This is a genomic window from Chryseobacterium sp. YIM B08800 (genome assembly GCF_026163565.1).
Classification (GTDB): domain Bacteria; phylum Bacteroidota; class Bacteroidia; order Flavobacteriales; family Weeksellaceae; genus Chryseobacterium.
Genome location: NZ_JAPDKN010000016.1, coordinates 1 through 16,354, shown reverse-complemented (window position 1 = coordinate 16,354; position 16,354 = coordinate 1). Strand labels below are relative to the sequence as shown.

The following is a 16,354-nucleotide window of genomic DNA, read 5'->3' as shown; positions in this document are numbered from 1 at the left end:
TTTATTTAAAATTAAGCGATTTTACTTTCGTTAGGATAAAACAGTTTGTTTTGCGTACTGTTGTTCAAACCTAAATTAAGATCAGCATCAGCACTATGCAAATAGACATACTGATTAATCGCGAAATCGTAACCTAATGAGAATTCACCCAACATGTTTACAATTCTTTTGTCAACTTGTACGTCCGTAATTTGAGCCGGATTTTCAACAACATCAACCAATTCTAAAAGATTATCATTGATCGTTGCGAAAAGAGTTCCTTTTGCTAAACCAGGAATTCCGATCAATTCACGTTTTCCGAATCTTGTTTTAAGGTTTTCAGATTCGTTGAAAGATGGTCTTAATCCAAAAGCGTCATCTTTAGCTTCCTGATATTCTTCAGCATCTTCCTGAGAAGTGAAGATATATTTTACCTTAGGTTTTGCCATTGCAGGTAAGCTCTTTTCAAAAGAAGTAACCTGAGCTAAGATATTATTAGCCGTAATTGCATCACCAGGAATAATGTAAGCAGGATTTGTAGTATCGGCTTCAAGATTTGTAATGATTTTGTTCAAGCCATCCATTGAGAAACCAAACTCAGGAGTATCAAGCCCTGTTTTAGTTGAATCATAGACTCCATTGATAGAAAGATAATTTACATCATCAATGATTTTTTTAAGAACCATAGCCATGATATCTTTTGTGATCTGCTTATCCTGAGGTTTTTTACCTTCGTCAAATTTATCGGCATAGATTGTTCCTAAAATCTCCGCAGGATCAAGTTGAAAATCTACTTTCTGTCTGAAAGTCTTCAAGTCTTTTTTCTTGAAAGTCACATCTGTAAACGGCGAAAACTTTTTAGAATAGTAAGCCTGAACAACATGGCCCATCAAAGCGACTACACTCGGATATTCACCATTTATTTTGGTAAGTCTTTTTGCATACTTACTTAAGAAAATGCCATCTGCATGCAACGCAGCCTGAAAAGCATCTGGATATTTATTGATATAAGCAACAATATCGGATCTGATTTCTGTAGTATTAAGAGCCATTTATAAAATTGTTTTGAATTTTGATTTGTCGGTCATCACTTGATTGTGTTCGTACGATGCAGAAGGATCTTCTTTTTCCTCTTTTTCCTTGCCGTCGTTTTTAGTAAACGAATGTCTGTTATTAGACGCTCCGTATTCCTTACATTTTGTACCAAGCAGTTCCACAGCCTGTGAAGGTGTAGTATCGGCGGTCACTTCGGTTGTTAAGCCGTTCAGTTCAATAGCAGCAGTAACGGCGTTTTGTAAACCTTCTTTCTCGGTTTGCAAATTGGTATTGCTGGTGACTAAAGCATCATACTTTTCCTGCAATGCAGTAAGCTGCGTCTGAAGATTCTCACCGCTTTCCTGAGCCATGTGATCTTCCAGTTTCTGAAGCTGCTCTTCATCTAATCTCGCATGTGCTTTCTGACCGAAAAAACCGGACTGAATGTTTAACACCGCAAGGCCAAAAAAGGCAGATAATTTGGGATATTTCATTATTTAAAATTTATTTATTGCTTCTTCAATACTGCAGAGTTCATCGACAAGACCAATCGCCAAAGCTTCAGAAGGTCTGTATAAGTCGCCTTTGAACACTTTGCCGTCATCTTTTAAATTGTCTCCGTAAAATCTTTTGATATCGTACAAAAATTCGTCGTTAAAAGACTTAGCCATCTGTTCAAACAGCGCATCATTATTATTATCGATCATTTCTCGCCACGCAAGATTTTTAAGAGAAGAATCCGGAGCATAGATATCCTGAAAGACAGCTCCCAATTTTTCGTAAATCCCGTCATAATTAGCGAAAGGAATGTAGGTTCCAACTGAACCTATCCAACTTGCATGCGGATTCAAAGTTTTTAAATCACAAGCTGCATAAATGTATTCTGCAGCCGAACAAACCAAACCGTTCGAATAACCGATGGTCGGAGTTTCCATATTGAAAATAAAATCGGCAAGTTCGCGGGTTCCGTCACCCATACCGCCACCGGAATCGATATTCAGCAAAACTCCGGAAACCCTTTCGTCCATTTCCAAAGATTTGAGAATTTGTAGAATGGTCTGTGTTCCAGTATACCACCAATCGCTGTATTTAATGATCGGTCCAATAATATCAATCATTACCGGAAACTTTGAAATACTCTGCTCCGAAAAAGTTGACATTTGATTGCTGAGTTTAGCCTTGAATTTCTCGTCAATTTTTTCCTGCGAAGAAAAAGTGTTGTTTTTATAACCTGGCAACAACGCCGATAGAACAGAAATTAAATAATTCTGTTCTATCATCATGGGCTGGTTAAAATATTGGTTAATTCCGTGCATCGTATTGATTTCACGGACAAAACTATAAGATTGGTGGAATGAAGAAAAGGACTTTAAATTTGGGAACTATTTTATAAACTACCGGTGCGATGATCGTTTCACCGAAAACTCTCAGCGTAAAAGAATCGCTTCCGGAACCATCGTCACTGATCGAATCTGAAACGGTAATACTTAACGGAAATCGGTCATTTCCAAGCATCATCATTTCGGTATTGGAAACGAGAATTACCGCAAAATGATTGAATCGGTTCAGTTCTTCATACCATTGTTCACGGTTGGCAACGGTAAGATCAACTAAACTCATGGAGATATCAGGCGAGTAATAAGGATTTCCCGCAATGAATTCGGTCGGAATACTTCGGGATGCATCACCCGGAAGCACGCAATATTTATACAGCGCATCTTCCGGATTGGGAAATTTGCCGGCCAACTGATTAAGATAGCTTACTTTTGATTTGTCGAAAACCAAAATTCCCCGCAGTTCGCGTATGAAGTTTTCGGGTATGTTTGTAAAGTTTTGCATTTTTCGGTAATAATTTTGAAAAAGTTTTATTTGTCGTCTTTAAGAAAGAAATAGCATACTCTCAAATTTTTCACGCTTCCGGTTCAAGTCACGCTTCAAAGCATCGACACTTAAATCTTCTTCAGTGATGTCGTAGGCATCCAGAATATTATTGATGCTCGTGTTGTAATCAATATCGTATTCACGCTTATTGATGATCGCATTGATGTACAGATCTTCCCTGAACAGCGAATCCATAATCTTATTAATAAGATGTTCGTGCCTTTCTTCAATGAAGAAACCACTTTTGGAAGAAAGTGAAAGAGAAGCCGTGAAACAAAAATGTTCGGTTTTCTTTTCCTTTTTGCTTTCGCTGATGCTGTAGTTTTTGTTCGTTTTATTCTCCAGCATATTTATGATTATGCTACCGAACCAATCGTCAAGACTCAGATGATATTCTTTTCCCAAACGAACGGTGAGAAATTTTTTGATGTAGGGTGTTACTGGAAGGTGGATTGTTATTTTCATTTTTTTTCAGTAATTTTTTTTAAAATATTAGGGTTTTCTAAAACAAAAGCATACTGGCTTGGGTGCATTTTATAATACCACACTCCGCTGATATTATTTACATAAATCTGTATTTCATCCCATGTTGGAGGGAAAAAATTCTGTTTGATCTTCAGGAGCTGGTCTTCAGTGTACAAATCTCCGAAATAGACGGTCCCGACCAAACGACCACCAGCATAGATGCCGAAAACATACTCATTGGTTTCCTCTCCTTTTACCTGCAGCACCTCCATCCCCTGAAAGAACTCACAGAATACGAAAGGCGAAAAACCAATCTTTTTACAGCTCATTTCTTCAAACAGCGGGTGCGTATTGTCGGGACGGAGGGTGTTGTGTTTTGGGAACATTTTGTTATTTATTTTTATTTAGATAATATTCCGTCCATTGTTCAGCCATAGCATCAGCAATTCCATTATAGGTTTTACTTCTCATTAGTGCGTTTTTGGGATTGTTAGTACTTGGATTATTTGCATGAGTTATTGACATTCTCTTACCAGAACCTGACTTTGGATAAACCCATTTAGGTTCTACTATTTTTGTAGGTTCTAAAAGAAGCAGATTTTTTAACCAAAGACCTGTAGTTTTTGAATCGTGATGACCAAATTCATAAGGCTGAATATATTGATCTGGAGTTCTAATATGTGTTGATAAAACTCCCTTTGGATTCTCAATAGCTATGAAATCAATATTAATATTCATTAAATTATAAACAAATTTTACAGCTTCCAATCGTTTTTCCCATCTTTCCGGATTATTTAAAAAAGAACGATTTGCTGTTACTGTTAAAAAAGTACAAGGAGGAAATGCTATCATGATATCAAATCCATTATTAACTATATCAAATACATCGCCTTGATAATGTTTTCCTGGAATTTCTGTAGGTAAAAGGTCACAAGAAATTGCATCCCATCATTTCTTTTTGAAAGCTTCCCTAACTATTCCGGAATATTCACATGCTATAAGTGCTTTCATTTTCTACATTTTTAATATTAATTTTTTTATTTTTTGTTCTGATACACTAAAATCGCTCTTTCAACTTTCAACCGTTCAACCAAATTGATTATCAGTTATTTAGGTTTTTTATCGGTTGAAAATGGTTGAAAATGCAAAACCTATTTTCAACCACTTTCAACCACTTTCAACTTTATTTTCAACTTTTTTAAGCTTGTTTTTACTTTAAAACTCTGATAATCATTACTATTTGAAAAGTTGAATCGGTTGAATCTGAAAAAGTGCCTTTATTGGATTTTATTTTATTTTTTTTAAAAAAAAGAGGTTAAAACTTGAAACTAAGCTCTCCATTTTTCGCTATATTATTTCCTTCCCAATGGGAATCCTCTGGGGTTGCAGGGGATTCGGGAAATAAGTTGCCGTTAGAATCTCTGCTTTGTCTCTGCCAATACACAGTCGACTCAATATTTTCTCTTGTATCTTCCGGCATTTTGCTCAGATCTAGTTTATAGACAGAACAGGATGTCGATTTCTCAACCAGCTTACCGTCGACAATATCGTCTTTCACCATCTTCATTTTTCCTGGCTCGATGAAGTAGCTTTCCTTTTTGATTTCGTCCTCAAACGTCTTTTTACCTGGGCAGCTCTCTGAGAATCTCGGGAACCATTCTTTCTGTATATTCAGATAGACATTGGTGAACTGGATGCTCAAGATATTGCCTTCGATGCGGAAATCTCTTCCTTCCCGCAGATGCGATGTAGAATTGCCACGAAGACCGAGCAGGAACAGATCCCAGAATTTGATGAAAATACTTGCGCTGGAAATCTTGCTTCTGAGATTAGTCACGAACGCATCAAAGGTCTTCAGCATTTCATCCATGCTGAACGGGAAGACAAAAGCATTCACTTCACGCAGAACGTCGTAGGTTGCGCCGAGAATTGCGTAATTGGTGATGATACGGTCGATCGCTCCTTCAAACGGTTTTCTCGCCGACAGTGTTTTTTTCCACAGATTGAATTTATCCCTGAAATTATCTTCAAACGCCTGCCTTTCCCAAACTACTTTGTCCATAAAACTCGTTACCGGTTCCGTCAGCATTTTTGCCAGTTTTTTATAATCTTCCTTTTCTTCTTCATTAAACGTATTTCTCGTCATTTCCCCGAAAACCAATCGGGAAAGCAAAGCCGTGTCCGTTGGATATTCGTTACCGGTAACCAGGGCTGAAGACAAAATCGGCACGGTGTCAGTAGAAACTTTAGAATCAATCGTTCCCATGGTGTAACCTGTTTTTTCCCACAATCCCTTCAGCATTCCCGTATCGTCTTTAATGCTATTGGTAAACTCGGAGAGATGCACGACCATGTTGGATGTTTCCGCAAAAACCCTAATCTTTCCCTTTCCGGTAGATTGCGCATTCTGCAGGGAAATAGAATCTGTTTCCGTTAAACCAAACATCCTTTTGATGCAAGAAAACAACTGGTCTTTCCCTGAAGAAGCAGGACCATAGAGAAAGAATTCAGGAAAGCCTTTGGCAATTTCAAAAATCAGATCTTGATGCGCCGTTGCAAACGCAAATAAAATTCCAGGTATGGCAAATTCACGGTGAACTTTGTAGACCTGAGAAAGATAGTCTTCTATTGGAAAGCTCGCTGATTTCAGCATCAGTTTCTTCTGTTTGGCAAATCGATATGGATTATTGCGATAGATTTCATTCGCTGAAGGAACGTAATACGTATGTCCGTCATAATGGAAAATTCCGTCTTTCGTTATAGGAATAGATTGTTTACCCGGAATCGTCGCTGAATTATTCCAACAAAAAAAACCTTCAGGATTCCAACCGAGTACGTCAACTTTACGACCGACTCCCATCTGATCAAAAAGATAAGCCGCCAATTTATCCAGGTCTTTCTGATTTCCTTCGAAACGATAATTTCCCTGGTCCGAAAGTGCGTCTTTAAAACGTTGTGGTGCATTTAAAGTATTTGCAGGAACATCGAAGATTCTTTCATCTCCTTTAAAATTACAGATGCTGAGTAGCTTCTTTGGGAATTTATCATCGTTCATGTGCTGCAGAATCTGAATGCTGAAGTTTGAAACTGAACGGAAATGAATCGGCTCTGACATATCATCGACCATGTAAATCTGATTATTATCGATCAACAATTCGTATTTTGTGACAATCGCATCAATTTCTTCCACGGTCATTGTAATCCCTTTCGGAAGCTGATATTTTTCGTTTCCGGCATTGATGAACTTTACATTTTCCGCTTCCTGCTCCTTAAAAAGCTGTTTTACAATCGCAGGTTTTAATTTAGCTTCTTTTGCGAGTTTTTCAGTGTAAATATTTTTTAAACCTGAATCGCTGATATTAGATATTGTTTTTACGATTTGCTTGATGCCATTATTCCGGTCGAGCTCGTCACCCTGAATTTTTTCAGCCATTAGACATTCAAAACCGTTCTGTGTATAACATTGGAGGGTTTCTTCCAGAGATATCATTTTCTCAGTCTTGCCGTCCGCAAAATATACAGGCGGGAAATATCTGAACTTTCGGCTGTAATCGTCCGGATCGAGCGAACCGGGAAGAATGCAGACTTCTACGCCAAAACCTAAACGAAGTAGATGCTGTGTATATTCAGCGATTTTCTTCTGTCCGGCTTTGTCGCCGTCAAGACAAAGCGTGACTTTGGTAGTCAGCTTTTTCAATATTTCCATCTGCTTAATTGTGAAAGCGGTTCCGCAAATTCCAACGGTATTCTCCAAGCCGTATTTATGCCACGCAATAACATCGTTGTAGCCTTCGGTAACGAAAACCCTGTTTTGTTTAATGATCGCTGTTTTTGCTAGATGAAGCCCGAAAAGTTGGTTAGATTTATGATACAAATCATTTTCCGAAGGATTCATCCATTTCGCAAAATTAGGATCTTGGTTGAGCTGACGTGAAGCAAATCCCGTGATTTTCCCACGATCATCATAAATAGGATAAATCAATTTATCCCAAAGTTTATCTTGATTTTTATCGTTGATTAAACCCAACTTCTTCCCAACTTCAACGGAACCAAACTGCGAAAAGAGATTGTACATAAAATTATTACCTGGCGCATAACCGAGCTCCCAGAATTTTACTTCATCGTCGGAATATTTTCTTTTGGCAATTTCCAGCCATGCCGGATGATCTTTCGGAAGCTTAAACAATACTTCCTGAAATTTCTTTGATAAAGCTTCAAGGTATTTTCTGAGATCTTTTTCTGCAGCCTGTTTCTCTTTTTTCTTTTCGGCGATTTCGGGTTTTTCGTATTCTACTGCTTTGCCCTGAATTTTTGCCAGTTCTTCCACCGCCTGAGCATAGGTGAGGCTTTTTTTGTGCATCAAATATGTAATGACATTTCCTGAATTTCCGCTTGAGAAATCCTTAAAAGTCTGTGTTTTAGGGAAAACCACACACGAAGCCGTTTTCTCAGTTGCATAAGGCGATAAGCATTGATATGTAATGCCTTTTTTCTTCATCGATTCTTCGTAAGCAGAAAAAACCTGCACGATATCAGCATCAGAAATCAGGCGGTCGATAAATTCTTTTTTGATGTAGCTCATGGTTTAAGTGAATTGAAACATTTGATCTTCCTGAGTGATTGTCGTTGTAAAAGGAAATTTATCTTTCCCGGCTTTCTCTCTGAATCTTTAATAACGAAATCATGAACGATAATTTCTGAATTCAAAACTTTCATCATCTTAACTTTATCGCCAACAAACGAGGTTGATGAAACTTTTATATTAAAATCTTTGAAGCTGTTCATTTGGTAATAATTTTTTGATTAAGTTTTTAGAATTGCAGTGCTTAGACCAACCTTTATAAGAAGCTATTGATTCTCGTTTTGGATTTCTTTTAAGCATCTGAGCAAATCGTTTTTTTATGGATTTTCTAAGCAAGACATGAGTGTGAAAATGTACATATCCAACAAAATCAATCCCCCTTTTTTCAACTGGAAAAATCTGCCAATTATCTTTCACTTCAAGTTTTAAATTCTGTTCTAAATAAAGTTTGATTAAATTTAAAATCTGATGAAGTCTGCTTTTGTCACTGTGTAGAATAACAATATCATCAGCGTAACGGAAATAGAATTTAACACGCAGAACCTCCTTAATCCAATGATCAAAATAGGTTAGATAGAAATTTGCAAAATATTGACTTAAATAGTTTCCTATCGGTAATCCGGGAGCGGAATCAATAATTTCATCAAGCAACCAAAGAAGATCTTTATCTTTAAATTTTCTTTTCAATAGTAATTTTAGAATATCATGATCTATACTCGGGTAAAATTTTCGGATATCCAACTTTAAACAGTATTTTGTTTCTTCTACATTTTTTAAAGCTTTTCGAACGGCAAACGATGCTGAATGAATACCTTTTCCTTTAATGCAACTGTACGAATCAGATGTAAAAACCTTCAAGAAAATTGGTTCTAAAATGTTCATTATCGCATGATGTGTAATTCTATCTGGAAAGTATGGCAATCTAAAAACGTCTCTTTCCTTCGGCTCGTAAACTTTAAAAACATCATAATCAGAAGTTTTGTAAGTTTTATCGATTAAAATCTTATGAAGTTCCCATATATTATGATCTGGATTTTTATTATGTCTTAAAATCCCATACTGTTTAGATTTCCCTTTTTGGGCCTTTCTATCAGCTATATTTAAGTTTTCGATACTTATAATTTTCTGATATAAATCTCCAATTCTTTTCATATCCTTTGCTTATTAAAAGTCGTTTTCACTGTAGTTACCAACGACTTTGAATTTTTTTTGTTTTTTACCAAGAGGTATGGTCTGTGATGTAAGTATTTTCACAAAATCGAGAGCTGACATTCGAATTCGTATTCCAGTTATCGTAGTCGTTGTACGAAAAACTGGCACCTGAAGAAGAACTACAACCACAACATCACACAACCTATATTTTTACAGCACGAAATAATCTTTGTATAAATCGGTGAAGTTTTCCCCGATGTATTTAGCTAGTTCACGGCTTTTGAAGCAAAGGCGAGAGCCGAAATACGAATACGTAATCCAGTAATCGAAGTCGTCGTACGAAAAACCGGCACCCGAAGAAGAACCTTCCATATCAAACCATGGGTAATATTTGTATTCGGCTGAATTTGACCAGTTGGGCTCCCAACCTTCATTTAATGCTTCTGCAATAATTACAAGTTTGTAATGTGCTATAATTGCTTTTTGATTATTTTCAGGTAACTTTTCAACCTGTGGAAGATTAGCTTCGATTTTTAAAACCTGACAAGCATCTTCAAAACTTTTAACTTTTTCTGTAATTTTCATAATAAATAAATTAAATAGTCATAAATTTTTTATAAATTTCTGTGAACTGCTTTCCGGCGTACTCAGCTAATTCACGGCTTTTGAAGCAAAGTCGAGAGCCGACAAGCGAATACGTAAACCAGTAAGCGTAGTCGAGGTACGAAAAACAGGCACCCGAAGAAGAACCTTCCATATCAAACCATGGGTAATATTTGTATTCGGCTGAATTTGACCAATCTGGAGCCCAACCCTCATTTAATGCCTTACAAATAACTATGGCAGATTGATATTGAAGTAAGTGAGATTCTATTTCTGCGGAAATAAGTTTTTTGTATTCTTGCACTTCAATATCATTATCTCCCAATTCTTTAATAGCATCATCGACAGATTTAATCCTTTCTTCTATTTTCGTTAGAAATACTTTCTTTCCTAATAGGTTTTCAAGAAGTATTTTTCCGTTTTTAGAAGCTTCTACGTGCGCTTTAATTGCGGCTTCTTTTGTGATAGTTAAATTTTCCATATTTATTAGTTTGATTTTGTCGTTATAAATTCCTCATATACATCTAAAAACTTGATTGTTGCATCTATCATATTATCATAATCAAGGAAGCAAAGGCGAGAGCCGACACCCGAATACGTAACCCAGTCATCGTAGTCGTCGTACGAAAAACCGGCACCCGAAGAAGAAGGAATATAAAATCTTGGCTCATATTTTCTTTGGTTGGAATTATTATAATCCGGAACCTCTTTGAGATTATAAGCTGATACAATTAATTTTATTTTCCTGTAAGCAATTTCATCACCTTCTAAACCTTCATTGGCATGGTGAAAATCATTATCATCTATTCCGTGATATTTAAGAACATCAGAAAAATTTTTGATCATTTTTTTAATGTCTTTGGGCTTTTCTTTGAATGACACCCTTCCGGTAGTTTTATCAAAGTTTTCGATTTCATATCCCTCTGGGATTTCGATTGTAATTGTTTCCATTATGAATTATTTTTTTATTACTATTTTAAAAAAGTTCTGTTTGTATGATAAAATGAAATTCTGACATTAAGATTTTCATTTCCGAATACTCAATAAAATTGGGGGGGTAAATATAGTTTTAGCTGATGTTTTAATATTTAAACCTTTTTTACGCAATCGGTACAAAGCGTTATACTTTCGTTTCTTCATATTTTTCATTGCTTTTTACATTAAAGATTAAAATCCCTCTGTATTTACTTTCAATAATCCAGTGATCAGGTAACTGTAACTCGGTTTTGGGGTTGTTGGGTTGATATTTTATTTTTTTATCGATGATCCAGAGCTTTCCGGTTTTCTGCAGTCGGGTAATCGCTTGGTAATCCTGTAATTTAAAATGCGTCAACATTATTCCCGGAGTGATAAGTTGATTTTTCTCTTTAATCAATTGAAGCGAAAGCATGTTCCGTCTATACCGACAAGTCATCTGCGTTAATTCTTGCTGCATCAGCAAACCGAAATTTTTCTGTGAAATATATTTACGGTCTTTAAATACTTTTTTGCAGAAACCGACTAGTATTTTGTATTGACGAGAGTTGACGCGTTTCATGGAATGCTTAAATATTTCTTGTAAATAAGTAGGCGTTAGTAATATCGTGCTCTAATTCATCCAAAGCCAAAAGTGAAATTCCAATTACCTGAATTTCGCTTGGAACGGTGGAATTGATGTTGAATTTTTCAATAAACCTTTCTGACCATTCTCGAAAGTTACTTTGCGGATATTTTTTCATGTATACAATAAAGCTTTCGGAAAAAGTTATTTTTGATTTTTCGATTTGATTTTTCAGAAACTCAGCGGATTCTACGTCTGAGAAGGCTTTATAAATCTGTTCTTTTAAATTTTTAATTTGTTGAGACATTAGGAATGTATTTTAGGATTAAATAAAAAACGAAAATTGCTGTTAATATCCACCAGCAAATTGCAAATGTCATTTCTGTGAATTGTTTTTTCATGATTATTTAATGTTTTTAGATTTACAACTTGGACATTGATCATGGTGAAGTTCTTTTCTAATGTCGAAATGATCACCGCAATCAAAACACGTTTTCCAAATTTCATGATTATGAGTTTTGAAAAATTGTGCAATACTCATTTTAGGTTTTGGCTTTTTAGAGTAGTTCTCTACAAAAGCACGAACTTCTGGAGTCATAATTTATACTAAAATGAAAAATTATCATCTTTAACTGCCCCCCCAACTGCGTTCGCAACATCCTGAGCAGTTGCTTCGGTAGTTTTCGGGCTTTGATATCTAAGATTTCCTACATAGTAGGTGTTTTTCTCGCCAGCTTCGTAAGCTTCCTTTTTTAAGGCACACTGCACAGATGCATTATTGTTGTATTGGTCAGCTTCATAGTGAACCCAGACATTTACATCGACAAAAATTTTCTCACCTTCTTTAGTTTGAACTTTCTGCGCTTTTACTTTACCGGACATCATCGCCGCCTTTAAATCGGTATAGTTAATTTGTCCGTAAAAATTGAGGGGTTTGTTTGACATAATATTTAATTTTAAATTGAATTCGATTAAAAAACCCGACCGACAATAGCCAGTCGGGTAAAAACTAATAACCATGAATGCAGTCTTTCCCGCTGTCCGGAGCTTTTTAAAAGGTTATCGCCTAAACCCTCCGTTACACTACGAATTAAAGGGCTCGTTAAGAACGGCTAAACATAACCCTGTGGAAAAGTCAGGATTCGAACCTGAAACTTATTACCTCTCATCCAAGAGGGGCGTCTACCAATTCCGCCACTTTTCCAAAAAATGTAGTTCTGGGTTTCACAACAGAGAACTACCGATCCAATCACTACTATATCATAGGAAACTAAAGCCTTAAAAAAAGCACTTCAAACTTCTGCGCTGATCGGGTTCGTGCTTTGAAAAGAATAAATAGGTTAATTTATATGATGTGAACCCTTTCGTGAAGTGCTTTTAATTTTTAACATTGACCATTGCTGTCGGGGTCATCAAGCTTTTCGGAGAGTAATAATTTTAATTCATCATGCTTCTCCTCTATAAAACCTTTTACTTCAATTTCGGTACAGTTATCGGCAACTTGAATAATTTTCCATTTTTCTAAGTTTTCAAATTCTTTCACATTAACTTCTGCGATGCTACAAGAATTGCTATTTGAACCTATTGCAATCGTTACTTCACTTGGCTCAAAATCTCCATCCCATCTGTTGGCATATTCATCCATAATTGTGAAATCAAAATAATTATCAATTTCAAATTTTTCATTTTTAATGTCTTCCATAGTTATTATAGATTTTTAATTAATTTTCATTAGCCACTTTTTGTAAGCTTCTACCGATTCTTTTGTAAATCTTTTTTGATTGCCTTTACCTTTTGCACCTTTGTAGGTTTGTTTGAGCGGGCAATCTATATTTCGCATATCGCTTCTTATTTTGCTGCTTGATATTTCCAGGTATTTTTCTACATCACTCATTGTTGGTTCTTCGGTGTCTACCCAATCCATATTCTTAAAAAATCGGTTGTAAACATCTACCGGAACAAGCATGTAACCTTCAGGAATAGTCATACATTTTGATTTTAGTTTTCAAAAATTTCTGAATCTTTATATCCTTTAGATCGGAAGTAATCTGCAATAACAATACTTTGTTTTGCTACTTTATACTTACGCTCTAATTGCATTTGTAGTGCGAAAGCCGTTGTTTCGACAACTCCTTTATTATTAACCAATAAGAAAATAGCTGCGAAATGCTCCGGAGTGGTCAAAATCGAGTCTAGAATTTCGTCTTTTATATACATTTTCTTTATATTTGTAAACAATTAGATATTAAATACTTTACAAATCTATATAAAATATTTTATACTTAAAAATAAAAATATAAAATATTTTATAAAAATTAAAAACTGAATTCCAATATGAATGCAAAAGATCTTCGTGAAGCACGTGCCAGATTAGGTTTAAGTCAAACAGATGCTTCAGTTAAGCTAGGTATATCATATCCAACATACAGTAGTTATGAAAGGGATGGGAAAATACCTACTACGAAGTTTGAAATGCTTCAGAAATTTATCGACGAATCTTTCGAGGTGGAATTAAAAAATTCGGTTAAAGAAGAAAACGCAGAATATAAAATATTTAATAGTAAAACAGATTTAGATTCGAAACTTGATTTAATCTTTAAAGAAATCCAAGTGATTAGAAAAGAAAATGAGCAATTGAATGAAACAATTACTCAGATGCAGAAAGATGGCGTAGATGAGAAAAAGAAAAATGACCTACTGCGAAAACAACTGCAGTTGGCCATTAATGTTCTAAAAGATTTAGATATCGAATTACTGGAAAGAGAGAAATCAACCGGTACAAAACAAGACATTGGTCAAGTCGAATAAATCAATGTTCTTATAATTCAAAATATCAAGTTTTGGTAATTCCGTTTTCTCAATTTTGTTCATGTATTCTTCTGTCTTATCAATTAGCAAATACATAATTTTCCTATACTCTTTGTGAGTAATAATTTTTGATTCCAGCTGTTTATCAGCAATCATCATCAATTTGTCGATTTCTTCTAAAAACTGCTGATGTAATGTTTTATTCTTCGTCATACTGTGATTGGTAGTTTTTTAATAGTCTGTCTTTGGCTTTTTCCTCGCGATCTTTCGCATCGTAATATCTTATAGTAAGAACTAATATGTAGTAAACCGGAATTACCGTTCCTGCAATAAGTAATCTGTACCACCAGAAATCGAAAATCTGATATCCGTATACAAGAATAATGTTTCCGATAATCATATTCATATATGCATATAAAGGCACCAAGTACGCTAATGTAAAAGGTTTCATCCTGGACGTAAAAATAATTATAATAGGTGCGATGGAGATCTCCAAAGCATAAATGAAGTTTTTAAGAATAATAAAGTTGGGAACAGGCTGATTAAGGTCAAAAGCAAAATCTAAAAAGTTATCTGCATAGAGCAGTAGTCCGGAAAAAATAAGTAAAACAGTAGAGGCAATCTGTTTGCCTCTACTTATTTTTTTATTATCTCGGTGGGGTGATGACGATCGGTCCGAGTCCGGTGTCTGGGTTTTGCGGAAGGGAATCTCTTGCTGCTGTTTTGGGTGGTTCTTCATTGGTTTTTAGTTTTTCAAATGCAATTTCTTCATTTACGTTCTCAACATCATTGTTTCTGCAAGAAGACATTGACATCATTAAAATCGCTGCTATAGCGAACATCAGTTTTTTCATGTTTTGAAATTTTAATTGTTAATAATTGAGTTGTAAAGTAACGTTACTTTGTGTAAAACTCAAAAGACAAGTAGTATTTCAATACATGATGATAAAAATAGTAAATTAATTTTTACTGCAATCAGTATTTATACGGATGATTAATTAAAAATTTTTTACAAACATTTTCCGAACAAATATATATTTAATTTCGCATACAAAACAATATCAGTCTGTTACAAGTTTATTTTACTACCCTGGAAAGGTAGTATGCGGGTAACTGTATCGAGGGTTCGAATCCCTTCCTCTCTGCAAAAGCGTTGATTTTCAACGCTTTTTTTGTTTTTAACAAATTCTTATCTTTTCTTATCTGTATAACTGACATCGATAGTATGATGATAAATTGCTAATTGATGTATCGGTTTTTCATTTATCATTATGTTGCGTTTATCGATATAATAAAAAACGCAAATGTATATGTCTTATATTAACGTAATGCGTAACTTTAAATGTTATCTGCAGTATCACGAATTCGTACTCCAAATGAGATACCCATTATTTTTATTGATATTATTTTTAATATTTTCTTGTGAAGAAAAACCAGAATTAAAAATGGATATTAAAACCGTGAAAACAAATTTAAATCTAAATAATAACCGATATTTAAAAGAATATCATCCTGAAAAAATTGGTCAAGAAGTCGAAATTCAATTTGTAAAAAATAAAAATAATAATAAATTATATGGAATTATGAGTTGTTCCTACAATAGTAACTTCATACTTGACAATAAGGATTTTTCGTTTGAAACATTTAGATGTGATTCCAACTTTCCTGTATATGTACATTTTGAAAACAATATTTCTGAGAAATATAAATTATTGGTGACAAAAAATCCTAAGTCAAAAAGTAATTATTTCAAAATTGGATTCAAAAAAATTATTTTTCCAAATAAATATTATTCTTTTGGATCTTTCTTTGACAAAGTCGAAAATAAAGAATATGAAATTCTTTGGAGCGAACCGATAAAATTTGAAAATTAAAATAATACAATATTTTATTTTCTAAAATTAGCCCAAACACAAAAACTTACTATTAAAAAAATTTTCAAAACAAAATCCAGATCAATGAATCTGGATTTTTGTTTGAAATACAGTTTGGTAAATGCATTTCGACAATATAATGAAGTGTATGAATGTTCAATAAAAGTTCAAAGGTGGAATCTTTTGCTAACATGAATAATCAATCCTAAAATTCCCAAAACCCGTGCGGATTATTTATTGTAATTGGTTATTAGTTTTAAACGCTTCCAAGCAATGGGAATTTTATTTAATGGATTAATCTTTTATTTTTTTTTGCGCTACAGTTTTCTAAGTTGTGACAATTTGTTTTAATTTTTAAATTCTGGTTTTGAAACCTCATTTCTTAGCCCGGATGTTCTATGTTAATATGCAAATTCTTTAGGTTAAAATTTTAAA

General features: G+C 34.6%; 23 protein-coding genes and 1 tRNA gene. 2 read left to right on the top strand and 22 right to left on the bottom strand.

The window, feature by feature from the left end; genetic code table 11:
- Nucleotides 1–11 precede the first annotated feature (11 nt).
- The 20 genes from OEW74_RS07420 to OEW74_RS07325 all read right to left on the bottom strand — a co-directional run bounded on the left by OEW74_RS07420 (nt 12) and on the right by OEW74_RS07325 (nt 13,454).
- Nucleotides 12–1,031, bottom strand: a complete 1,020-nt coding sequence (locus OEW74_RS07420; RefSeq protein ID WP_265427867.1) for a hypothetical protein — start codon at nt 1,029–1,031, stop codon at nt 12–14.
- On the bottom strand, nt 1,032–1,508 hold the full coding sequence (locus OEW74_RS07415) for a hypothetical protein (protein WP_265427866.1): 477 nt from the start codon (nt 1,506–1,508) through the stop codon (nt 1,032–1,034).
- A gap of 3 nt (nt 1,509–1,511) precedes the next feature.
- Nucleotides 1,512–2,330, bottom strand: coding sequence for a S49 family peptidase (locus tag OEW74_RS07410; RefSeq protein ID WP_265427865.1), 819 nt, complete (start codon nt 2,328–2,330; stop codon nt 1,512–1,514).
- 22 nt (nt 2,331–2,352) lie between these two features.
- Entirely contained in the window at nt 2,353–2,853 is a 501-nt protein-coding gene (locus OEW74_RS07405) for a hypothetical protein (protein WP_265427864.1), read from the bottom strand.
- A 39-nt stretch (nt 2,854–2,892) separates the two neighbouring features.
- Nucleotides 2,893–3,360 carry a hypothetical protein gene (locus tag OEW74_RS07400; protein ID WP_265427863.1) on the bottom strand — a complete coding sequence of 156 codons (468 nt, stop codon included), beginning with the start codon at nt 3,358–3,360 and terminating at the stop codon, nt 2,893–2,895.
- The gene (locus OEW74_RS07395; RefSeq protein WP_265427862.1) at nt 3,357–3,746 is read right to left on the bottom strand and encodes a hypothetical protein; all 390 of its coding nucleotides are present in this window, start codon (nt 3,744–3,746) and stop codon (nt 3,357–3,359) included. The genes OEW74_RS07400 and OEW74_RS07395 overlap by 4 nt, the downstream gene beginning before the upstream one ends.
- Nucleotides 3,747–3,750: 4 nt before the next feature.
- Complete coding sequence (locus OEW74_RS07390) at nt 3,751–4,212, bottom strand: hypothetical protein (RefSeq protein WP_265427861.1); 462 nt, start codon at nt 4,210–4,212, stop codon at nt 3,751–3,753.
- Nucleotides 4,213–4,675: 463 nt separating this feature from the next.
- Nucleotides 4,676–7,942 carry a DNA primase gene (locus tag OEW74_RS07385; RefSeq protein WP_265427860.1) on the bottom strand — a complete coding sequence of 1,089 codons (3,267 nt, stop codon included), beginning with the start codon at nt 7,940–7,942 and terminating at the stop codon, nt 4,676–4,678.
- Nucleotides 7,943–8,122: 180 nt separating this feature from the next.
- Nucleotides 8,123–9,094, bottom strand: a complete 972-nt coding sequence (locus OEW74_RS07380) for an RNA-directed DNA polymerase (RefSeq protein ID WP_265427859.1) — start codon at nt 9,092–9,094, stop codon at nt 8,123–8,125.
- A gap of 210 nt (nt 9,095–9,304) precedes the next feature.
- Nucleotides 9,305–9,679, bottom strand: coding sequence for a hypothetical protein (locus OEW74_RS07375; RefSeq protein WP_265427858.1), 375 nt, complete (start codon nt 9,677–9,679; stop codon nt 9,305–9,307).
- 10 nt (nt 9,680–9,689) lie between these two features.
- Nucleotides 9,690–10,178 carry a hypothetical protein gene (locus OEW74_RS07370; protein ID WP_265427857.1) on the bottom strand — a complete coding sequence of 163 codons (489 nt, stop codon included), beginning with the start codon at nt 10,176–10,178 and terminating at the stop codon, nt 9,690–9,692.
- A gap of 5 nt (nt 10,179–10,183) precedes the next feature.
- Entirely contained in the window at nt 10,184–10,648 is a 465-nt protein-coding gene (locus OEW74_RS07365) for a hypothetical protein (protein WP_265427856.1), read from the bottom strand.
- A 169-nt stretch (nt 10,649–10,817) separates the two neighbouring features.
- Nucleotides 10,818–11,234, bottom strand: a complete 417-nt coding sequence (locus OEW74_RS07360) for a hypothetical protein (protein ID WP_265427855.1) — start codon at nt 11,232–11,234, stop codon at nt 10,818–10,820.
- A 7-nt stretch (nt 11,235–11,241) separates the two neighbouring features.
- Nucleotides 11,242–11,544 (bottom strand): hypothetical protein, encoded by a 303-nt coding sequence (locus OEW74_RS07355; RefSeq protein WP_265427854.1) that lies wholly within the window; start codon nt 11,542–11,544, stop codon nt 11,242–11,244.
- Between the two features lie 96 nt (nt 11,545–11,640).
- Entirely contained in the window at nt 11,641–11,835 is a 195-nt protein-coding gene (locus OEW74_RS07350; RefSeq protein ID WP_265427853.1) for a hypothetical protein, read from the bottom strand.
- A gap of 8 nt (nt 11,836–11,843) precedes the next feature.
- Nucleotides 11,844–12,182 (bottom strand): hypothetical protein, encoded by a 339-nt coding sequence (locus OEW74_RS07345; protein ID WP_265427852.1) that lies wholly within the window; start codon nt 12,180–12,182, stop codon nt 11,844–11,846.
- Between the two features lie 182 nt (nt 12,183–12,364).
- Nucleotides 12,365–12,441, bottom strand: a tRNA-OTHER gene (locus OEW74_RS07340).
- A gap of 180 nt (nt 12,442–12,621) precedes the next feature.
- Nucleotides 12,622–12,939, bottom strand: coding sequence for a hypothetical protein (locus OEW74_RS07335; RefSeq protein WP_265427851.1), 318 nt, complete (start codon nt 12,937–12,939; stop codon nt 12,622–12,624).
- Nucleotides 12,940–12,954: 15 nt separating this feature from the next.
- Nucleotides 12,955–13,224 (bottom strand): hypothetical protein, encoded by a 270-nt coding sequence (locus OEW74_RS07330; protein ID WP_265427850.1) that lies wholly within the window; start codon nt 13,222–13,224, stop codon nt 12,955–12,957.
- Between the two features lie 11 nt (nt 13,225–13,235).
- Nucleotides 13,236–13,454: a hypothetical protein gene (locus OEW74_RS07325; RefSeq protein ID WP_265427849.1), complete on the bottom strand. Its 219-nt coding sequence runs from the start codon at nt 13,452–13,454 to the stop codon at nt 13,236–13,238.
- A gap of 117 nt (nt 13,455–13,571) precedes the next feature.
- Here OEW74_RS07325 and OEW74_RS07320 point away from each other — a divergent pair, with 117 nt between their 5' ends.
- Nucleotides 13,572–14,045: a helix-turn-helix domain-containing protein gene (locus OEW74_RS07320; protein WP_265427848.1), complete on the top strand. Its 474-nt coding sequence runs from the start codon at nt 13,572–13,574 to the stop codon at nt 14,043–14,045.
- Nucleotides 14,046–14,244: 199 nt separating this feature from the next.
- Here the strand turns inward: OEW74_RS07320 and OEW74_RS07315 are convergent, their stop codons facing one another.
- Nucleotides 14,245–14,445, bottom strand: coding sequence for a hypothetical protein (locus tag OEW74_RS07315; RefSeq protein ID WP_265427847.1), 201 nt, complete (start codon nt 14,443–14,445; stop codon nt 14,245–14,247).
- Between the two features lie 247 nt (nt 14,446–14,692).
- Entirely contained in the window at nt 14,693–14,899 is a 207-nt protein-coding gene (locus tag OEW74_RS07310) for a hypothetical protein (protein WP_265427846.1), read from the bottom strand.
- Nucleotides 14,900–15,505: 606 nt separating this feature from the next.
- On the opposite strand from OEW74_RS07310, the gene OEW74_RS07305 reads away from it, so the two are divergent.
- On the top strand, nt 15,506–15,919 hold the full coding sequence (locus OEW74_RS07305; protein ID WP_265427845.1) for a hypothetical protein: 414 nt from the start codon (nt 15,506–15,508) through the stop codon (nt 15,917–15,919).
- Nucleotides 15,920–16,354: the final 435 nt, after the last annotated feature.